Source organism: Mesorhizobium jarvisii, from assembly GCF_003601985.1.
GTDB classification, from domain to species: domain Bacteria; phylum Pseudomonadota; class Alphaproteobacteria; order Rhizobiales; family Rhizobiaceae; genus Mesorhizobium; species Mesorhizobium jarvisii.
Window position 1 is genome coordinate 263,843 of sequence record NZ_QZXA01000008.1, and the last position, 18,036, is coordinate 281,878.

Annotated in this window: 11 protein-coding genes; 6 read left to right on the plus strand and 5 right to left on the minus strand. The window is 64.1% G+C overall.

Annotation, left to right across the window (positions count from 1 at the left end):
* The first annotated feature begins 3 nt into the window (after nucleotides 1–3).
* Together D3242_RS21680 and D3242_RS21685 are read left to right on the plus strand one after the other, a co-directional pair.
* Complete coding sequence (locus D3242_RS21680) at nucleotides 4–1,116, plus strand: NAD(P)/FAD-dependent oxidoreductase (protein WP_064985329.1); 1,113 nt, start codon at nucleotides 4–6, stop codon at nucleotides 1,114–1,116.
* 76 nt (nucleotides 1,117–1,192) lie between these two features.
* Nucleotides 1,193–3,265: an ABC transporter ATP-binding protein/permease gene (locus tag D3242_RS21685; RefSeq protein ID WP_064985330.1), complete on the plus strand. Its 2,073-nt coding sequence runs from the start codon at nucleotides 1,193–1,195 to the stop codon at nucleotides 3,263–3,265.
* Here D3242_RS21685 and D3242_RS21690 read toward each other — a convergent pair.
* From D3242_RS21690 to D3242_RS21710, 5 genes are all read right to left on the minus strand, one after another.
* Nucleotides 3,262–4,776 carry a malonate--CoA ligase gene (locus D3242_RS21690; RefSeq protein ID WP_064985331.1) on the minus strand — a complete coding sequence of 505 codons (1,515 nt, stop codon included), beginning with the start codon at nucleotides 4,774–4,776 and terminating at the stop codon, nucleotides 3,262–3,264. The two genes, D3242_RS21685 and D3242_RS21690, sit on opposite strands and share 4 nt — an antisense overlap.
* A gap of 167 nt (nucleotides 4,777–4,943) precedes the next feature.
* Nucleotides 4,944–5,687 carry a GntR family transcriptional regulator gene (locus D3242_RS21695; RefSeq protein WP_064985332.1) on the minus strand — a complete coding sequence of 248 codons (744 nt, stop codon included), beginning with the start codon at nucleotides 5,685–5,687 and terminating at the stop codon, nucleotides 4,944–4,946.
* 447 nt (nucleotides 5,688–6,134) lie between these two features.
* On the minus strand, nucleotides 6,135–6,812 hold the full coding sequence (gene rpe / locus D3242_RS21700; protein WP_019862369.1) for a ribulose-phosphate 3-epimerase: 678 nt from the start codon (nucleotides 6,810–6,812) through the stop codon (nucleotides 6,135–6,137).
* A 207-nt stretch (nucleotides 6,813–7,019) separates the two neighbouring features.
* Entirely contained in the window at nucleotides 7,020–10,874 is a 3,855-nt protein-coding gene (locus D3242_RS21705) for a DUF7929 domain-containing protein (protein WP_064985333.1), read from the minus strand.
* Nucleotides 10,875–10,884: 10 nt separating this feature from the next.
* Entirely contained in the window at nucleotides 10,885–13,122 is a 2,238-nt protein-coding gene (locus tag D3242_RS21710) for an NHL repeat-containing protein (RefSeq protein ID WP_064985334.1), read from the minus strand.
* 212 nt (nucleotides 13,123–13,334) lie between these two features.
* Here D3242_RS21710 and dnaK point away from each other — a divergent pair, with 212 nt between their 5' ends.
* The 4 genes from dnaK (at nucleotide 13,335) to D3242_RS21730 (ending at nucleotide 18,035) form a co-directional block, all read left to right on the plus strand.
* Nucleotides 13,335–15,251: a molecular chaperone DnaK gene (dnaK, locus tag D3242_RS21715; protein WP_010912682.1), complete on the plus strand. Its 1,917-nt coding sequence runs from the start codon at nucleotides 13,335–13,337 to the stop codon at nucleotides 15,249–15,251.
* 223 nt (nucleotides 15,252–15,474) lie between these two features.
* Nucleotides 15,475–16,605, plus strand: a complete 1,131-nt coding sequence (dnaJ, locus tag D3242_RS21720) for a molecular chaperone DnaJ (protein WP_019862366.1) — start codon at nucleotides 15,475–15,477, stop codon at nucleotides 16,603–16,605.
* Nucleotides 16,606–16,755: 150 nt separating this feature from the next.
* Nucleotides 16,756–17,358: a phospholipid N-methyltransferase PmtA gene (gene pmtA, locus D3242_RS21725; protein WP_019862365.1), complete on the plus strand. Its 603-nt coding sequence runs from the start codon at nucleotides 16,756–16,758 to the stop codon at nucleotides 17,356–17,358.
* Nucleotides 17,359–17,438: 80 nt separating this feature from the next.
* Nucleotides 17,439–18,035, plus strand: a complete 597-nt coding sequence (locus D3242_RS21730) for an NADPH-dependent FMN reductase (RefSeq protein WP_019862364.1) — start codon at nucleotides 17,439–17,441, stop codon at nucleotides 18,033–18,035.
* The last annotated feature ends 1 nt before the right edge of the window (nucleotide 18,036 follow it).

An 18,036-nucleotide genomic window follows, 5' to 3' on the forward strand; every position in this document is an offset into this window, starting at 1 on the left:
GCCATGCAGACAATCGATTGTGTCGTCGCCGGAGCGGGCGTCGTCGGGCTTGCCGTCGCCAGGGCGCTGGCCGTGTCGGGCCGCGAGGTGGTGGTGGTCGAGCAGGCCGATGCGATCGGCACCGCCACCAGTTCGCGCAATTCCGAAGTCATCCATGCCGGGCTCTATTATGCGCCGGGAAGCCTGAAGGCCCGGCTCTGCGTCGAGGGGCGCCGGCGTCTCTACGCCTACTGCGCCGAGCACGACATCGCCCATAAGCGCACCGGCAAGCTGATTGTCGCCAGCGAGCCCGGCCAGACCGACGGGTTGCGGAAGATCGAGGCCAATGCGCGACGCAGCGGGGTTGATGATCTCGAGTTTTTGACGCAAAGCGAGGCCGAAAGCCTGGAGCCGGCACTGACCTGCGCCGGCGCACTGCTGTCGCCATCGACGGGCATTGTCGACAGCCATGCGCTGATGCTGTCGCTGCGCGGCGAGGCCGAAGCCGCCGGTGCGTCCTTTGCTTTCCTGACCACCGTTGCAAGGGCGACGGTGGAGGCTGGCGGGATCCGGATCGAAACGCGCGATGCCAATGGCGAGGCCTTCGCCCTGGATGCCGGCGCTTTCATCAACGCTACGGGCCTCGATGCGCAGGCCCTGGCCGGCCGGATCGACGGTTTCCCCGGGGATTTCATCCCCCGACAGTGGCTGGCGCGCGGGAATTATTTCGCGCTTCCCGGCCGGTCGCCGTTTTCGCGGCTGATCTATCCGGTTCCGGTCGAAGGTGGCCTCGGTGTCCATCTGACGCTCGACCTTGGCGGCAGCGCGCGCTTCGGACCCGATGTCGAATGGATCGACCGTGTGGATTATACGGTCGACCCCGGCCGCAGCACCGTCTTCTACGAAGCGATCCGGCGCTATTGGCCCGGTCTTGCCGACGGCGCTCTGCAGGCGGCTTATGCCGGGGTCAGGCCGAAACTGTCAGGTCCCGGCCAGCCTGCCGCCGATTTCATCATCCAGGGTCCGGCCGACCACGGAGCCGGACGGATCGTCAACCTGTTCGGCATCGAGAGCCCCGGCCTGACGGCAAGCCTGGCCATCGCCGACCATGTCGTCGAACTGCTGTACCCGAGATAGCGGTCGCAGCCGGGAATTTTGCCATATCAATCGGGCGACATGAAACCTTTTGATTTCAAGCTCGTTGTCGGGGCGTATGTCCGAGGCGAAACCCAGATCGAAACCGGCCGACGGCATCAAACCGCGCGGCACCCCGAAGCCGCGACGGCAAAAGCCGCGTGACGAGAGACCGCGCGGGGAGGAACCGGGCGAAAAGAAGCCGCGCGACAAGAAGGCATCGACCGTGGAAGCGGCGGCGTCCGAGATTGTCGGCGAAGCCTCACCGCCGGAGGCCGTCGAACCCGATCCCGAGCTGACGCCCGAGCAGGTAGAACAGGCGCGCAAGAAATACTTGCTGAAACGGTTCTGGATCAGCGGGCGCGGCTATTGGGGGCGGCACGGCGACAGGCTCGGCTGGCCATTGACGATCGGGCTGCTGATCCTGATCGGCATCAATGTCGGCTTCCAGTACGGGATCAATGTTTGGAACCGCTCGATTTTCGACGCCATCGAGAAGCGAGACGCCCACACCGTCTATTTCCTGAGCGCGGTGTTCGTGCCGCTCGTCATCGGCAGCATCAGCCTTGTCGTCACGCAGGTCTATCTGCGCATGACGATGCAGCGCCGCTGGCGCGCCTGGCTGACCACCTCGGTGATAGCGCGTTGGCTCGCCAATGGCCGCTACTACCAGCTGAACCTCGTGCAGGGCGACCACCAGAACCCCGAGGCCCGCCTCTCGGAAGATCTGCGCGTCGCCACCGAGGCGCCCGTCGACTTCGTCGCCGGCGTGATTGTCGCCACCCTGTCGGCCTCGACCTTCATCGTGGTGCTGTGGACGATCGGCGGGGCCTTGAGCTTCACCCTGGGAGGCTCGACTTTCACCGTGCCCGGCTTCCTCGTCGTCACGGCGGTGATCTATGCCGCGATCACCTCCACGTCGATGTTCGTCATCGGCCGCGATTTCGTGCGGCTGTCCGAAGAGAAGAACCAGGCGGAAGCCGAATTCCGCTACGTGCTGACGCGCGTGCGCGAAAACGGCGAGAGCATCGCCTTGCTCGGCGGCGAGGAGGAGGAACGCAGCGGCATCGACAAGACCTTTGCCGGCGTGCTGACACGCTGGGCACAACTGACCGGCCAGCACATGCGCACGGCATTGGTGTCGCAGGGTTCGAGCCTGTTCGCACCGGTCGTGCCGGTGCTGCTGTGCGCGCCAAAATTCCTTGAAGGCTCGATGTCGCTCGGCCAGGTCATGCAGGCGGCGTCCGCCTTCGCCATCGTGCAGGGCTCTTTCGGCTGGCTGGTCGACAATTATCCGCGCCTCGCCGACTGGAACGCCTCCGCACGCCGCATTGCTTCGCTGATGATGTCGCTCGACGGGCTGGAGCGCGCCGAGCAGAGCGACGAGCTCGGGCGCATCCAGCACGGCGAGACCAAGGGCGACACCATGCTCTCCCTCGACAATCTCTCCGTGACGCTCGACGACGGCACGTCCATGGTGAAGGAAACGGAAGTCGCGGTCGAAGCGGGCGAACGGGTGCTGGTGTCGGGCGAATCCGGCTCGGGCAAGTCAACTCTGGTGCGGGCGATCGCCGGCCTGTGGCCGTGGGGAAGCGGCAGCGTCAATTTCCATCCCGACAAGCGGTTGTTCATGCTGCCGCAGCGGCCCTACATCCCTTCGGGCACGCTGCGCCGGGTGGTCGCCTACCCCGCGGCCGCCGACAAGTGGAAGCTCGACCAGATCAAGGCAGCTCTCGACAAGGTCGGCCTCGGCCACCTCGGCGGCCGGATCAAGGAGGAAGCGCCCTGGGACCAGATCCTGTCGGGCGGCGAAAAGCAACGTGTCGCCTTCGCGCGCCTCTTGCTGCATCGCCCCGACATCGTCGTGCTGGACGAGGCAACGTCGGCGCTGGACGAAAAGAGCCAGGACCAGATGATGGAAACGGTGATCCGCGAACTGCCTGAGGTTACCATCGTCAGCGTGGCGCATCGCGCCGAGCTGGAAGCGTTCCACACCCGCAAGATCACGCTGGAGCGGCGCAAGGGCGGCGCGAAACTGGTCGGGGATATCGATCTCGTGCCGCGCAACCGTAAACGCGGGCTATTTCAGCGCGCCTTGTGGGGTTCCGGCACCAGGATCAACAAGCCGCGCAAGACGGCGAACGGCAGTTAGGACGCGTAAATATCCTTATAGGCATCGCGCAGAAGATTCTTCTGGACCTTGCCCATCGTGTTGCGCGGCAATTCGTCGACGAAGATCACTTGCTTCGGGTGCTTGTACCTGGCCAGTCGCCCGGCGATGGCGCCGAGGATTTCGGCTCCGGTGATCGCTGCCCCTGGCGCCCGCACGACGACCGCGGTGACGCCTTCGCCGAAATCCGGATGGGCGACGCCGATGACGGCGCTTTCGCTCACTCCATCAAGCGCGTCGATCTCGCTTTCGAGCTCCTTCGGATAGATGTTGTAGCCGCCCGAAATGATCAGGTCCTTGCCGCGGCCGACGATATGGACATAGCCGTCGGCGTCGACCATGCCGAGATCGCCGGTGATGAAGAAACCGTCGGCGCGGAATTCCGCCTTGGTCTTTTCCGGCATGCGCCAGTAGCCGCCAAAAACGTTCGGACCCTTGACCTCGATCATGCCGACCTCGCCCTGGGCCAGTGGCTTGCCGCTGTCGGGGTCGACGATGCGCAAAGCGACACCCGGCAAGGGGAAGCCGACCGTGCCGGCGCGCCGTTCGCCCTCATAGGGGTTCGAGGTGTTCATGTTGGTCTCGGTCATGCCGTAGCGTTCGAGAATGGCGTGGCCGGTGCGCTCGCGCCAGGCCTTGTGCGTGTCGGCCAGCAGCGGCGCCGAGCCGGACACGAACAGGCGGATGGTCTTCGTCGCCTGTCGGTCCAATCCATCCTGCTGCAGCAGCCGCACATAAAAGGTCGGCACGCCCATCAGCGCGGTGGCGCGCGGCAGCAGCGCGACGATCCGGGCCGGATCGAATTTCTGCTCGAACAGCATCGAGGCGCCCGCCATCAGGACGACATTGGTGGCGACGAACAGGCCATGGGTGTGGAAGATCGGCAGCGCATGGATCAGCACGTCGTCTGACGTGAAGCGCCATTGCTCGACCAGCACCCGCGCATTCGAGGCCAGGTTTTCGTGGCTGAGCATGGCGCCTTTCGAGCGGCCTGTCGTTCCCGACGTGTAGAGGATTGCCGCGAGATCATCAGGCCCGCGCGCCACATCGTGAAAATCCGACGGCAGACGCGAGGCCTGGTCCGCCAGCGATCCCCGGCCATTGCGGTCGAGCGTGACGACGACGGCGCCGGATGGCTCGACCATGCGCCCGATATCGGCCGCCCTTGCCGGATCGCAAACGATGACGCGCGGCACCGCATCCCCGAAGAAATAGCCGAGCTCGGTCAGCGTGTAGGCGGTGTTGAGCGGCAGGAAGACAGCGCCGGCGCGCACGCAGGCGAGATAGAGCAGCAGCGCCTCCGGGCTCTTGTCGACCTGCACGGCGACCCGGTCGCCGGGCTCGACATCCAATTGCAGCAGCGCATGCGCGAACTGTGCCGACCGCGCCAGCATGTCGCCATAGCTGAGCGAGCGCCCGTCATCGGTTTCCATCAACAGATGCCCGGGCGCCGGCATCCGGGACTTGAACGCATCGAACAGATGATTGCTCATGAAGTCTTCCCGCAGTGACGGCAATGGCGACGCCGGCAACGCCTTGAGGGCTACATGAGTCGGCGGCGAAGAGTTCGCGTTTCCAAGCCATGCCGTCAAGGCCGCAAACGGCGGTCCAGCACGTCACTCCCGCCGAAGGTCGCGACAAGGCGCCAAGGGAAAGATCGTTACCGCCGGGCGCGTGCGGCCGAGGCGGCGACCTTTGAGACTTCACCTTGCTTGAAACGCTCCATGCATATGGAAGCGGTCAGCTGGTAGTGGTCGATCAAGGCCTGGACCGCGCCATCGGCATTGCCGTCCAGCGCGTATTCGGCGATCAGCCGGTGTTCGGCGGAACCGTCGCGCGGGACGCTTTCGCCGCCATTGGCCATTTGCCGGTAGCGATAGGCGTGATCGGAAAGCTGATCGCAGAAACCCACGAGCCAGTGCGACCGGCAGGCGGAGATGAGCACGCGATGGAAGGTGCGATGCAATTTCTCCCAATCCGGATCGATCGACGAGGGATCTTGCTGCGAAAGACGTGACGCGCGGCCCAGGCGATGCAGCGCCAGCACCAGTTGTTCTTCCCATTCCGCGGTGCGGTGAGCGATGGATTCGCGAAGCGCCCGCTCCTCGAGCCAGCAGCGGGTGCGCGTCAGCTCCTCGAGCTCTGCCGCACTGACCGGCATGATGAAGAAGCCACGCTGGTCGTGGCGACCAAGAAGTCCTTCGGAGGCAAGGCGATTGAGAGCTTCGCGAACCGGGGAAGCGCCGGCGCCATATTTGGAAACAACCCACTCGACCCGCAGTTTGCTTTCGGTTTCAAGAGCGCCGCTGAGAAGATCCTCCCGCAATCGTTGGTAGACCGTACTGGCAAGTGTGCTCTTGGATCCTGTGCCGTCGTCGTTCAGATTGGCAGCTCCGTATGTCAAGGTTGACTCCTTGTCCCCAATTTTCCGGGCAATGCGAGTCCTAGAAGAATCTTCCGTACGTGTACCATACAATGTCTGCGTCAAGGGGCTCAAGCAGAAGATGGCGCTATTGTACTTAAGCACAAAGAAATATACCCCGCTCTGCATCTGATCGTGGAAACTTGCGCATCTCTACAACCAGTAGAAACTTAACGTGTTTTGTATACACGCAGGTTTATCCGTTTCTTGTGTGCCTGTGCGAGCATCTTTTCTGTCGCGCGCAAAGACTGCGGGCGGTTTGCCCCAATCAGGGCTTTCAGCGAATCCGATTCGTGGCGGCGCGTTAGAGCAATTCCAGGAAAAGTGTGAGCGGTTTTCCCGGGAAAAGCGCGGAGCGCTTTCCCTTGGGAATTGCGTCAAAACAAAGCGTTAGAGCGATCCGCCGTTTGCGTGAAATGGTGAAACGCTCTAGCCGGCGGCCTTGTCGGCCGCTGTCCTGATCGCCTCGATGTTGGCGCGGTAGGCTTCGACGCTGCCGCCCTTGAAGATGGCCGCACCCGCCACCAGCACGTCGGCACCGGCTGCCGTGACCAGGGGGGCTGTCTCTGGCGAAACACCGCCGTCGATCTCGATGCGGATCGGCCGGTCGCCGATCAGCGCCTTGACCCTTCTCACCTTGTCGACGATCCCCGGGATGAAAGCCTGGCCGCCAAAACCCGGATTGACGGTCATGATCAGGATCAGGTCGAGCCGGTCGAGCACATATTCGATCATCGTTTCCGGCGTCGCCGGATTGAGCGACACACCGGCCTTCTTGCCGAGATTCCTGATGGTCTGCAGCGAACGGTCGAGATGCGGCCCGGCCTCGGCATGCACGGTCATGCCGTCACAGCCGGCCTCGGCGAAAGCGGCGAGGTAGGGATCGGCCGGCGCAATCATCAGATGGCAGTCGAAGAAGGCCTTGGTGCGGTTGCGGATCGCCTTGATGACGGGCGGGCCGAAGGTGATGTTGGGGACGAAATGGCCATCCATGACATCGAGATGGATCCAGTCGGCGCCTGCCGCCGCGACGGCTTCGACCTCGTCGCCGAGCCTCGAAAAGTCCGAAGCCAGCACCGATGGTGCGATCAAGGTCTTTCTGCTCATCCTGCGGCCTTTCCGGGCGCCCTTTTCATACCGGTCACTCTGGACCGACTGCCTAATGCCCGGCGGGTGACTTGTCGAGGGTGCAGACGTGGCGGCTCCACAGGCTTGGGTGGCGTTGCCGCGTCTGCGATCCCCCATTGCCGGTGCCATGAAGAAAAACCCGCCGGATTGCCCCGGCGGGTTTCTGGTCTGGCGTCGAGCAGCTGATTACTGCTGCTGGAGCTTCAGGATTCTATTTGGTGCTGGATCCTGCTGCTGGTCGACCTGCGGCTGACGCCGTGGCAGCACCTGCTGCAGCAGCAGTCCCGGGTTGATCTCAAGCGATGGTTGTCCCCGGATCGGACGGCAGTTTGGATACCGTCCAATCGTGCCTTCCGGGCAGCGCCGCTTGAAGATCGGCTGGCACTGGCCATTGATCATCTGGGTGCCCGGCGCGCACTCCGTCTGCTGCCTGGGCCTGCGGCATGCGCCGTCGATCACCTCGGTCCCGCGCGGACAGACACACTCGCCGCGCTTGTTGTGGACCTGCCCGCGTATGTCGCATTGCTCCAGTTGCGGCTGCTTGCGCCGGCATGCGCCGTCGATCACCTCGGTACCCCGCGGGCAGACGCAATCGCCATTGGCATCGTGCACCTGACCGCGGACAGCGCACTGCTCAGGCTTCGGCCGGACCGGACGGCAAGCGCCGTTGCGCACCTCGGTGCCCTGCGGACAGACGCAATCGCCATCGCCATTGCGGATCTGGCCGGGGATGCGGCACTGCTGAGGCTTCGGCCGCACCGGACGGCAGGCGCCGTTGCGCACCTCGGTCCCCTGCGGGCAGACGCAATCGCCATCGCCATTGCGGATCTGGCCGGGGATGCGGCACTCCTGGGGCTTCGGCCGGATCGGACGGCAGGCGCCGTTGCGCACTTCGGTCCCTTGCGGGCAGACGCAGTAGCCGTCGGCGTCGTGGATCTGGCCGCGGATGGTGCACTGCTCGGGCCTGTTGGTGCTGACGCACTTGCCGTTCTCCAGCGCCGTGCCGCGCGGGCAGATGCAGCGCCCGTCCTCGGTGCGGATCTGGCCTTCGAGCAGCACGCAGCGCTTCGGCGGCGGCGGTGGCGTCGGCAGAATGTTGGTGCCGCCGCCGGTGCACTGGCCGTTGCGGAAGGTGGTGCCTTCCGGGCAGACGCAGCGGCCGGCATCGCTCATGACGAAGCCCGGCGAGCATTCCTTCTTCACCTCATGGGTGATGATGAAGGGATGGCACGCATAGGCCTTGCCGCGATCGCCCTGCACATTGGCCGCATCCTTGGACAGCACGTCGCCGCCGTCCTGCACTCGCGTGTCGGGAGACAGGACGCCAACGCAGTTCTGGCCATTGACGTTGCCCTGCAGGTTGGCCAGACGCCCGTCGTCGGGAATGACCACGGTGACATGATGCGACTGGCTCTCGCCGGCGCCGAGCGTCAGGTTGGCGATGCAGGACAGAGGCAGGGTTGCCGGTTCGGGCGAGCAGCCGAAGGGCGGATCGATCGAGGTGATCGCGACGCCGTCCAGCCGGCCGAGACCTTCCACGCCGATCGCATCGCCGATGCGGACCGGGCCGGAGAAGGGGCTCGTCCCGTCATTGGTGATCGTGATGTCGAACGAGCAGGGCTGGCCGAGCCGGCATTCGCGATCGCCGGTCTTTTCGACACGGATGGTCGAAGCGCCGCCGCCCTTGGCGCAGGCTTGGCCGATCGGATAGACGATGTCGTCGCCAGGCGCCGGACCATAGGAGCCGCGCGCGCAGTTTTCGAACTCGCCATTGGCCGAGACCGTGACGTCGAAGTGCCTGCTGGTTCCGGGCGTCATGACGGCGCCGGGAATCTGGCACGACAGCGTGTTGGCCGGAACCGGTCCGCACGCCCATTCCGCGCCGTCAGGGGTGACGGTCTGGATCTGGACGGGCGCGCCGCCCGACACCAGCGTGGCGGCATCGTTGACCCGCACCGGCCCGGTGGGGGCGGCCGTGCCGGCGTTGGAGACGGTGATGCGGCAAGAGACGACCGCGGCACCGGCCAGCGAGCCGTTGCACACCTTGGTGATGCGCAGGCCAGGCTTGCCGCCATTGGGACGACGGATGCGTTCCTTGGCGCAGGCCTTGTTGTTGGTGAGATCGACCTCACCGGGAATGGCCTTCACCGCGGCGCAGTTCTCGACCGTATCCGACTGATAGTCGGCCGGCATGACCGCCTTGACGAAGATCGGCGTCGAGGCGCCCGGGGGCAGCGAGATGCCGGCATTGTCGCAGCGGAACTGGCCGGGGCCGTTCGGACCGCATGTCCAGGGCGGGCTCGGCCCGAAGGTCGAGGAGCTCGGTGCGCCGCCAGGATAGTTGTCGATCACCGTCAGCGGCCCGTTATAGGTGGATGTGCCGTTGTTGATGATGTCGATCACGAAGTAGCAGACGCCGTCCGGCGTGCAGACCGGGATGCGCGCGCGCTTCTTCAGGATCAGGTCGACCTTCTTCTCGACCGGCGGCTGGCAGTCGCGGTCACGATCGCCACGGCGGCAGATCGGGATCGAGGCGCAGCCACGATCATTCGACTGGCTGCCGAACAGCGGCTTGCCGCTGGCGGCATAGTTGTAGGTCGCGCAGTTGCGCAGCGCACTGCCTTGCCAGCCCCCGGCCGGCTTGAAGCCGAGCTTGAGGTCGACAAAGGCCCCCGGATTGAGCGTGGTCACCGGATAGGTGCATGTCATCGGCGTGGTGCCGGGCACGCAGACCCAGGGCGGATTGGGCCCTGAACTCAGCGTCGAGCCGGCCGGCAGCGTCACCTCGTCGAGCACGATCTTGCCGTTGTAGGGCGCGGTGCCGACATTGGTGACCCTGATGGTGAAGTCGCAGCCGCCGGCCATGGTGCAGCGTGGGACATCGGCGCGTTTCTCGACCTTGAGATCCGGCTCCTTGTCCTTGGGCGGGCACCGCTGGTCACGCGGGATGACGATGTCGATGGTCTGCGTGCAGCACAGGCCCCAGCCCTCCTTCGGCCCGGCATAGGTCTCGATCCCGGTGACGATGAGGTGGATGACGTCGCCGGGCGACGCGCCGACGATCTTCCAGTTGAGCACACCGCCGCCCACCGGCACCAGCTGGGTGTCGGGGATGATGGTGATGCCAGGCGTGGTGGTCGACACCTGCACCCACTTGCCGCCCATCTCCGGGCCGACCGGCATGTGGTAGATGAAGGCGCCGCCGCCGGGCACGCAATCGACCGTGCCGCGTTCCACCTTGAAGCATTCCTTGCCGGGAGGTGGTGGCGGCGGGTTGCATTTGGTGACATCGATCTTGATCGAGGTCTTCACACCGGTCTTGTAGTCACCATCGTCAGGCTTGCTCGGATCCTGCGACGGGATGATGGTCCCGGTGCCGGCTTCGTTGCTCACCTTGATCAAGCCCTGATTGTCGACGATCGTCGGCGCGGGAAACGCCGCATGGTCGATCTTGGCGGTGATCTGGAAATTGATGACACGTTCATTGGCGGCACCGGCGCCGTCGAGATCGGCGGCGGAGAGCCGGAAATCGGACACCGTGGCGGTATCATTGGGACCCGCCGTATTGCTGATCGTCGCGCTCGGCAGGGGTCCGCCGGAGGCATCCGTGCCGTCGCCGGACACATTGACGTTGACGATGGCAAGGCCGTGCGGAAGCTGGTCCTTGAACTCGATCTTGAGTTTCTTCAGCAAGCCCACCAGGCCCGGATCGGCAAAACCCTGCGGGTCACCGCGCAGGCCGAAGCTCAGGGAGTAGACGACATAGTCGCAGCCTCTCTGGGTGCCTTGCTTGGTGAAGAACGGGACGACCCGCTCCGGCCTCGGATTGACGACGCGCGAATTGTCGAGATCGAGCCTCAGTTCCGGGGTGATCGGAGCGGCGTCTTCCGCGTGGCTCGCGAACGGGGTTAGCATGGCGACCGCGATACCGGCCGCCATCAGCCAGCGCGCGCCGCGCCTGGCGTATGACAGGGGTTTCATGATCGTCTCCATGACGGTTGCGTGGTTTTGCGCGAGCGGGGAGAGTGCGAGATTGTTCATCTTCCCCTCCTCAACGTTCGCAGCTGACGGCTGGGGTGCGGAGCGGCAAGGTCATCTTGCAGCAAGGGTAGTAGCCACCCTTGTCCTTGTCGGACTTCCTGTAGAAGCAAAGTCCAACATCCACTCTGTCGCCCGGATAATGGCCGGTGATGCCGATCGTGTAAGGCTTGCCGGGCGCATGCGACATGGGTGACGTCACCGCGACGCCTGGCGTCCTGGACTGGGCCTTGATCGAATCGCCGCCGAAGCCGGCATGGTCATGGAGATAGAGATCGGCCTCGAGGCCCGAAGGCGTGCAGTAATATTGCACGTCGTCGACATCGAGACAGGGAGGCAGATTGCCGGGCGGTGGGAAGTCCGGCGGGTAGAAGGGTGGCAGATAGCCGCCCGGGATTTCTTCATAGTAGCCGGCGCGGCCCTCGCAGGGGTGCCAGACGGCGACGTCGCCGACATGGCCTTCCACCTCGGGATCCTCGAAATAGCCGTCGAAATCGACGAACCAGGAACCGAAGGGCGGCACGTTGGCCGGCTTGACCAGGTCCTTGGGCGTGATCTGCACGCCGTGCACGGCGAGCGGCCCGCCGGCGGCGAGTTGCTCGGCAAGCGTCGGATTGTCGCGCAGTTTGTCGCCGGTGTTGACCAGCGTCTGCGTGCATGCCGAGGTGTCGAGATTGCCGTTGGCGTCATAGCCATATTGCAGGTCGAGGCCGCCGGCCGACTGCCGGTTGCCTTGCGGGAAACCGACCGCGTATTCCTGCGGCACTTCCACCCAGACCGATTCCGTTGCCGGATCGTCCGGATTCTCACGCCAATAACGGATGACCTCGCCTTTGCCGGAATCCGCGAACTGGCTGTAATCATAACGGTTTTCGACCGGGCCGCGCTGGGCGAGATACATGAAGCCGCTGTTGTCGAAGGCGATGTCGGTGACGGCGTAGTCCTTGTCGGCCTTGACCGTCAGTTCCCAGCGCGGGTCGCCGGCAAAGCTGCCGTCGCGGGCAATGCCCACCGACCAGATTTCCGACTTTTCGCCGACCGAATAGTAGAGCCGGCCGCCATGGTAGGAGACGGCCCAGACGCGGCGCTCGTCCTGGGTGTAGCCCCAGGTCTCGGGGTCTTCGGTGTCGAAGGCAGCACCCTGAATGTCCATCACCGCGCCGTCGTCGGCGACGGGAGCCAGGCCATGCGCCGGGCGCCCGGCGACGCCATGATCGAACGTGTCGATCAATCTGCCGGTGGCGTCGATGCGATGGATCAGGCCGGTGTCGAGATCCGAGGCGAAAAACTGGCGGTGGTTGGGATCGAAGGTGAGATTGCCGATGCCGGGGCCGCTGTTGGTGTCGATGTCGGCGAATTTGGCGACCTGGCCGGTGATGCCGTCGATCTTCCAGATGGTGCCGGGTCCGCCGCCGTTTTCGGTGCCGAACTGGCCATCCATGAAGGCGGCGCCCGCCGTGCCGCGGCGCTGCCGCTCCGGCCTGCCGTCACTGTCGGTATCGGGCGTGACGATGCGGATGCCGTGCAGCGAGGTGGCGGCGGCGTAAAGATTGGGAACGCCAGACGGAACGCCATCGCGCACGCCGTCATCATAGGTGAGGCCGAAAACCTGGCCGATCTGGCCGGCCGTGACCTCGAAGGGCGGCGGCGTGAAGACGAGCTGGCCCGAGGCCGGCCCGCCGAGATGCGAAACGTCGAAAACGCGCAAAGTGGCGCGCGTGGTGTCGATGAAGGTTTCGTCGACCGGATCGACACCGGGCGGCAGGCCTTCGTCGAAATTCGGAATGATGGTGCCGGAAAATCCGGTGACCGCCATCGAGCCGGGATAGATGACCTGGGTGTCCTGCGCCCGGGCGACGCCGCCAAGCCAAAGGCCGGCGGTCAGGGCAAACGCAAGAAGTCCGCCGGTTGCCTTGATCAGGCGGTGCAACCGGCTGATGCGAGAAGACACGAACGGGCCGTGATCGCAAGACATGGAACTCCCCCCGAAGTCTGCGGGAGGAGCCTCCGGCTGTGCCGCGCGAACCAGGGCAAGGCGCGGCGGTCCGGCTCGTTCTTCCCTGCTCGAATTGTCTGCTTTCCTCATTGTCACGATACGCCTGCTCTTACGCAGGGTCAACGGAATCAGCGGGAAGCCCAGCGCATCGACCCCGTCCCGAAGGCGGTGGTCGCGTCGAGCTCCTGTTGTTCCCGGAGACCTCAGAGCCTCTGGGTTGCTGGTCATGGGGGCTTCCTTTCCGGGCCGCACCATGCGGCACCTTGACCTCTGTCGCGGACGGAGGTGGAAAGGTTCATGGAAGCCTTGCGCAGAATGCTTGCGCCCGATGCTGCCTGTTCTTATATACGCGCCAAGCCGTGCGACGCCGGGACACCGGTGGCCGGACGGGATTTCTTATGAACAGGGGCTTTCGTCGGAACGCCTTCATGGGTCCTGAAAGCCTGCTTAGAGGAGAGACTAGAAAAATGGCAAAAGTAATCGGTATCGATCTCGGCACCACCAATTCCTGCATCGCCATCATGGATGGCAAGGAGCCCAAGGTGATCGAGAATGCGGAAGGCGCGCGCACGACGCCTTCCATCGTCGCCATCTCGGGCGACGGCGAACGTCTGGTCGGCCAGCCGGCCAAGCGCCAGGCGGTCACCAATCCTGAAAACACCATCTTCGCGGTCAAGCGCCTGATCGGCCGCCGCTATGACGATCCGGTGACGGAAAAGGACAAGAAGCTTGTCCCCTACAAGATCGTCAAGGGCGACAATGGCGATGCCTGGGTCGAGGCCGGCGGCAAGAAGCAGTCGCCCAGCCAGATCTCGGCCATGATCCTGCAGAAGATGAAGGAAACGGCGGAAGCCTATCTCGGCGAGAAGGTCGAGAAGGCGGTCATCACCGTTCCGGCCTATTTCAACGACGCCCAGCGCCAGGCCACCAAGGACGCCGGCAAGATCGCCGGCCTCGAAGTGCTGCGCATCATCAACGAGCCGACGGCTGCCGCGCTCGCCTACGGCCTCGACAAGAAGGATGGCAAGACCATTGCCGTCTATGACCTTGGCGGTGGCACGTTCGACATTTCGGTGCTCGAAATCGGCGACGGCGTGTTCGAGGTGAAGTCGACCAATGGCGACACCTTCCTCGGCGGCGAGGATTTCGACATGCGCCTAGTCGAGTACCTGGCGGCCGAGTTCAAGAAAGAACAGGGCATCGACCTGAAGAACGACAAGCTCGCCTTGCAGCGTCTCAAGGAGGCGGCTGAAAAGGCCAAGATCGAGCTGTCGTCCACCACGCAGACCGAGATCAACCTGCCCTTCATCACCGCCGACGCGACCGGCCCGAAGCACCTGACGCTGAAGCTGACGCGCGCCAAGTTCGAAAGCCTGGTCGAGGATCTCGTCCAGCGCACCATCGACCCGTGCAAGGCGGCGCTCAAGGATGCCGGCCTGAAGGCCGGCGAGATCGACGAAGTGGTCCTGGTCGGCGGCATGACCCGCATGCCCAAGATCCAGGAGATCGTGAAGCAGTTCTTCGGCAAGGAGCCGCACAAGGGCGTCAACCCGGATGAGGTCGTTGCTCTCGGCGCCGCCATCCAGGCCGGCGTGCTGCAGGGCGACGTCAAGGACGTGCTGTTGCTCGACGTGACGCCGCTGTCGCTCGGCATCGAGACGCTGGGCGGCGTGTTCACCCGGCTGATCGAGCGCAACACGACGATCCCGACCAAGAAGAGCCAGGTGTTCTCGACCGCTGAAGATTCGCAGTCGGCCGTGACCATCCGCGTCTTCCAGGGCGAGCGTGAAATGGCCGCCGACAACAAGGCGCTCGGCCAGTTCGACCTGGTCGGCATCCCGCCGGCGCCGCGCGGCGTGCCGCAGATCGAGGTCACCTTCGACATCGACGCCAACGGCATCGTCAACGTTTCGGCCAAGGACAAGGGCACCGGCAAGGAGCACCAGATCCGCATCCAGGCCTCGGGTGGTCTTTCGGACGCCGACATCGAGAAGATGGTGAAGGACGCCGAAGCCAACGCCGAGACCGACAAGAAGCGGCGCGCCGTGGTCGAGGCCCGCAACCAGGCTGAGGCGCTGGTGCATTCGTCCGAGAAGTCGCTGAAGGAATATGGCGACAAGGTCTCGGAAGCCGAGCGCACGGCGATTTCCGATGCCATCGCGGCGTTGAAGACCGCCGCCGAGGGCGACGACGCGGCCGACATCGAGGCCAAGAGCCAGGCGCTTGCCGAAGCTTCGATGAAGCTTGGCCAGGCCATGTACGAGGCTTCGCAGAAGGAAGCGGCGGAAGCCGATGCCAAGGCGGACGCCGCCAAGGACTCCGACGTGGTCGATGCCGATTTCGAGGAAATCGACGAGGACGACGACAAGAAGAAGTCGGCCTGAGCCGCCTGACGGCAAGATAAAGCGGAAAGCCCGGCATAAAGCCGGGCTTTTTTGCAACCCTTGCCGGAAAAGTGCGGGACCTCCCCGAAAAAACGACAGAAAAACCCGGACAGAGGCACGCCAGCACTGGCATCCGGGCGGCACCGATCCTAAATCGAGACAGCGTGCCGGCAAAAGACGCAACAATGCATCAAGACGTTGAGCATCCGGACAGCGGGAAAAAATGAAAGCTGATTTCTACGAAACGCTGGGCGTGCAAAAGGGCGCCGACGAGAAGGAGCTCAAGAGCGCTTTTCGCAAGCTCGCCATGCAGTTCCATCCTGACCGCAACCCCGGCGATCATTCCTGCGAGCACAAGTTCAAGGAAATCAACGAAGCCTACGAGACGCTGAAGGACCCGCAGAAACGCGCGGCCTATGACCGTTTCGGCCACGCCGCCTTCGAACAGGGCGGCATGAATGGCGGCGCGCAAGGCTTTGGCGCCGGCGGCTTCGCCGACATCTTCGAGGATATTTTCGGCGACATGATGGGTGGGCGCCAGCGCCGATCGTCAGGCGGCCGCGAGCGCGGCGCCGACCTGCGCTACAACATGGAAATCTCGCTGGAAGAGGCTTTCGCCGGAAAGACCGCGCAGATCCGGGTGCCGGCCTCGATCTCCTGCACGGAATGCTCCGGCAGCGGCGCCAAGCCCGGCACCCAGCCGGTGACCTGCTCGATGTGCCATGGCCACGGCAAGGTGCGCGCCACGCAAGGCTTCTTCTCGATCGAGCGTACCTGCCCGCAATGCCAGGGCCGCGGCCAGACGATCAAGGATCCGTGCCCGAAATGCGCCGGCCAGGGCCGCGTCACCGAGGAGCGTTCGCTGTCGGTCAACATTCCGGCCGGCATCGAGGACGGCACCCGCATCCGCCTTGCCAATGAGGGCGAGGCCGGCCTGCGCGGCGGGCCTTCGGGCGACCTCTATATTTTCCTGGCGGTGAAGCCGCATGAATTCTTCCAGCGCGACGGTGCCGACCTCTATTGCAAGGTGCCGATCTCGATGACGACGGCCGCCCTTGGCGGCTCCTTCGAGGTGACGACGCTGGATGGCAGCCAGACCAAGGTGAAAGTACCCGAAGGCACGCAGAACGGCCGCCAGTTCCGCCTCAAGGGCAAGGGCATGCCGGTGCTGCGCCAGCCCAATGTCGGCGACCTCTACATCCAGACCGCTGTCGAGACCCCGCAGAACCTGTCGCGCCGCCAGCGCGAGTTGCTGGAGGAGTTCGAACAGCTGTCCTCGCAGGACAATTCGCCCCAATCGAGCGGGTTTTTCGCCCGCATGAAGGATTTTTTCGAGTCTTTCGGCGAGCGCTGATAGTGCAAGAACGGCGCGGGAATGCATGAAACGCGCCGTGTTTTGAGACGCGACGAAATCTATCTTATCCACGACATGCGTCTCGCAACGCCTTGCCTTGCGTCAACCAGATGTTAAGTAGCTTTGCGGGGAGCCTTGAGGAGAGCTTGCATGACACGTGGTCACGGACTGCGGAAGGCGCTTGCCGAGAAGTTCGACGACGAACTCAAATTCTTCAAGGGCTGGATCGACAAGCCGAAGACGGTCGGTTCGATCGTGCCGACCAGTTCGATCACCGCGCGCAAGATGGCCTCGATCGTCAATCCCAGGTCCGGCCTGCCGGTGCTTGAAGTCGGTCCGGGCACCGGTGTCATCACCCGCGCCATCCTCGCTCAGGGCGTACGGCCCGAAAACCTCTATGCCGTCGAATACAACACCGATTTCGTGCGCCATCTGCGCCAGCTCTATCCCGGCGTCAACGTCATCGAGGGCGACGCCTTCAACCTCAACGCGACGCTTGGCGAGAGGAGCGGGATGATCTTCGATTCCGTCGTGTCCGGCGTGCCGCTGCTCAATTTCCCGGTCGCCCAGCGCATTGCCTATATAGAGAGCCTGCTCGACCGCATCCCGGCGGGCCGCCCGATCGTGCAGCTGACCTATGGCCCGATGTCGCCGATCCCGGCCGGCCGCGGCGACTACACTGTCAAGCATTTCGATTTCATCTTCCGCAACATCCCGCCGACGCAGCTGTGGATCTATCGAAGAGAGGGATAAGGCAGTAGGCAGTAGGGAATAGTCAGGAACCGCTTATCTCCTACTGCCTATTCCCCACTGCCTACTCTCTTTGCGAAGCAATGGCAGTGATCCCGAAAATCCTCGTCTTCGCCGGCTCGGTGCGCAGCGGCGCCTATAGCGGCAGGACCGCCGATGTGGCGCAGAAGGAACTTGCGGTGCAGGGCGCCGAGGTGACCCGCATTTCGCTCGCCGATTATCCCTTGCCGATCCTCGACGAGGATCTGGAGAAGGAGGAGGGTGTCCCCGAAAACGCCGTCAAACTCGGCCGTCTGATTTCAGCCCATGACGGATTGCTGATCGCCACGCCCGAATATAACGGCTCGATCCCGCCGCTGCTCAAGAACACGATCGACTGGGTGAGCCGGGTGCGCCGCGATGGCGGCCGATCGGTCAGGCCGCTTGCCGGCAAGGTCGTCGGGCTGTGTTCGTCCTCCAATGGCCATTTTGCCGGCATACGCTGCATCAACCATCTGCGCGCGGTGCTGGTACGCTGCCAGATGGAGGTGGTGACACCGGAATGCTCGGTGCCGGACGGCGGCGACGCCTTCGACGAAGGCGGCAATTTCCGTGACGAAAGACTGTACAAATCGATGGAGCATTTATGCCGCACGCTGATCGAAACCTCGCGCATGCTGTCGACCCGGATCGAGGCGTGAC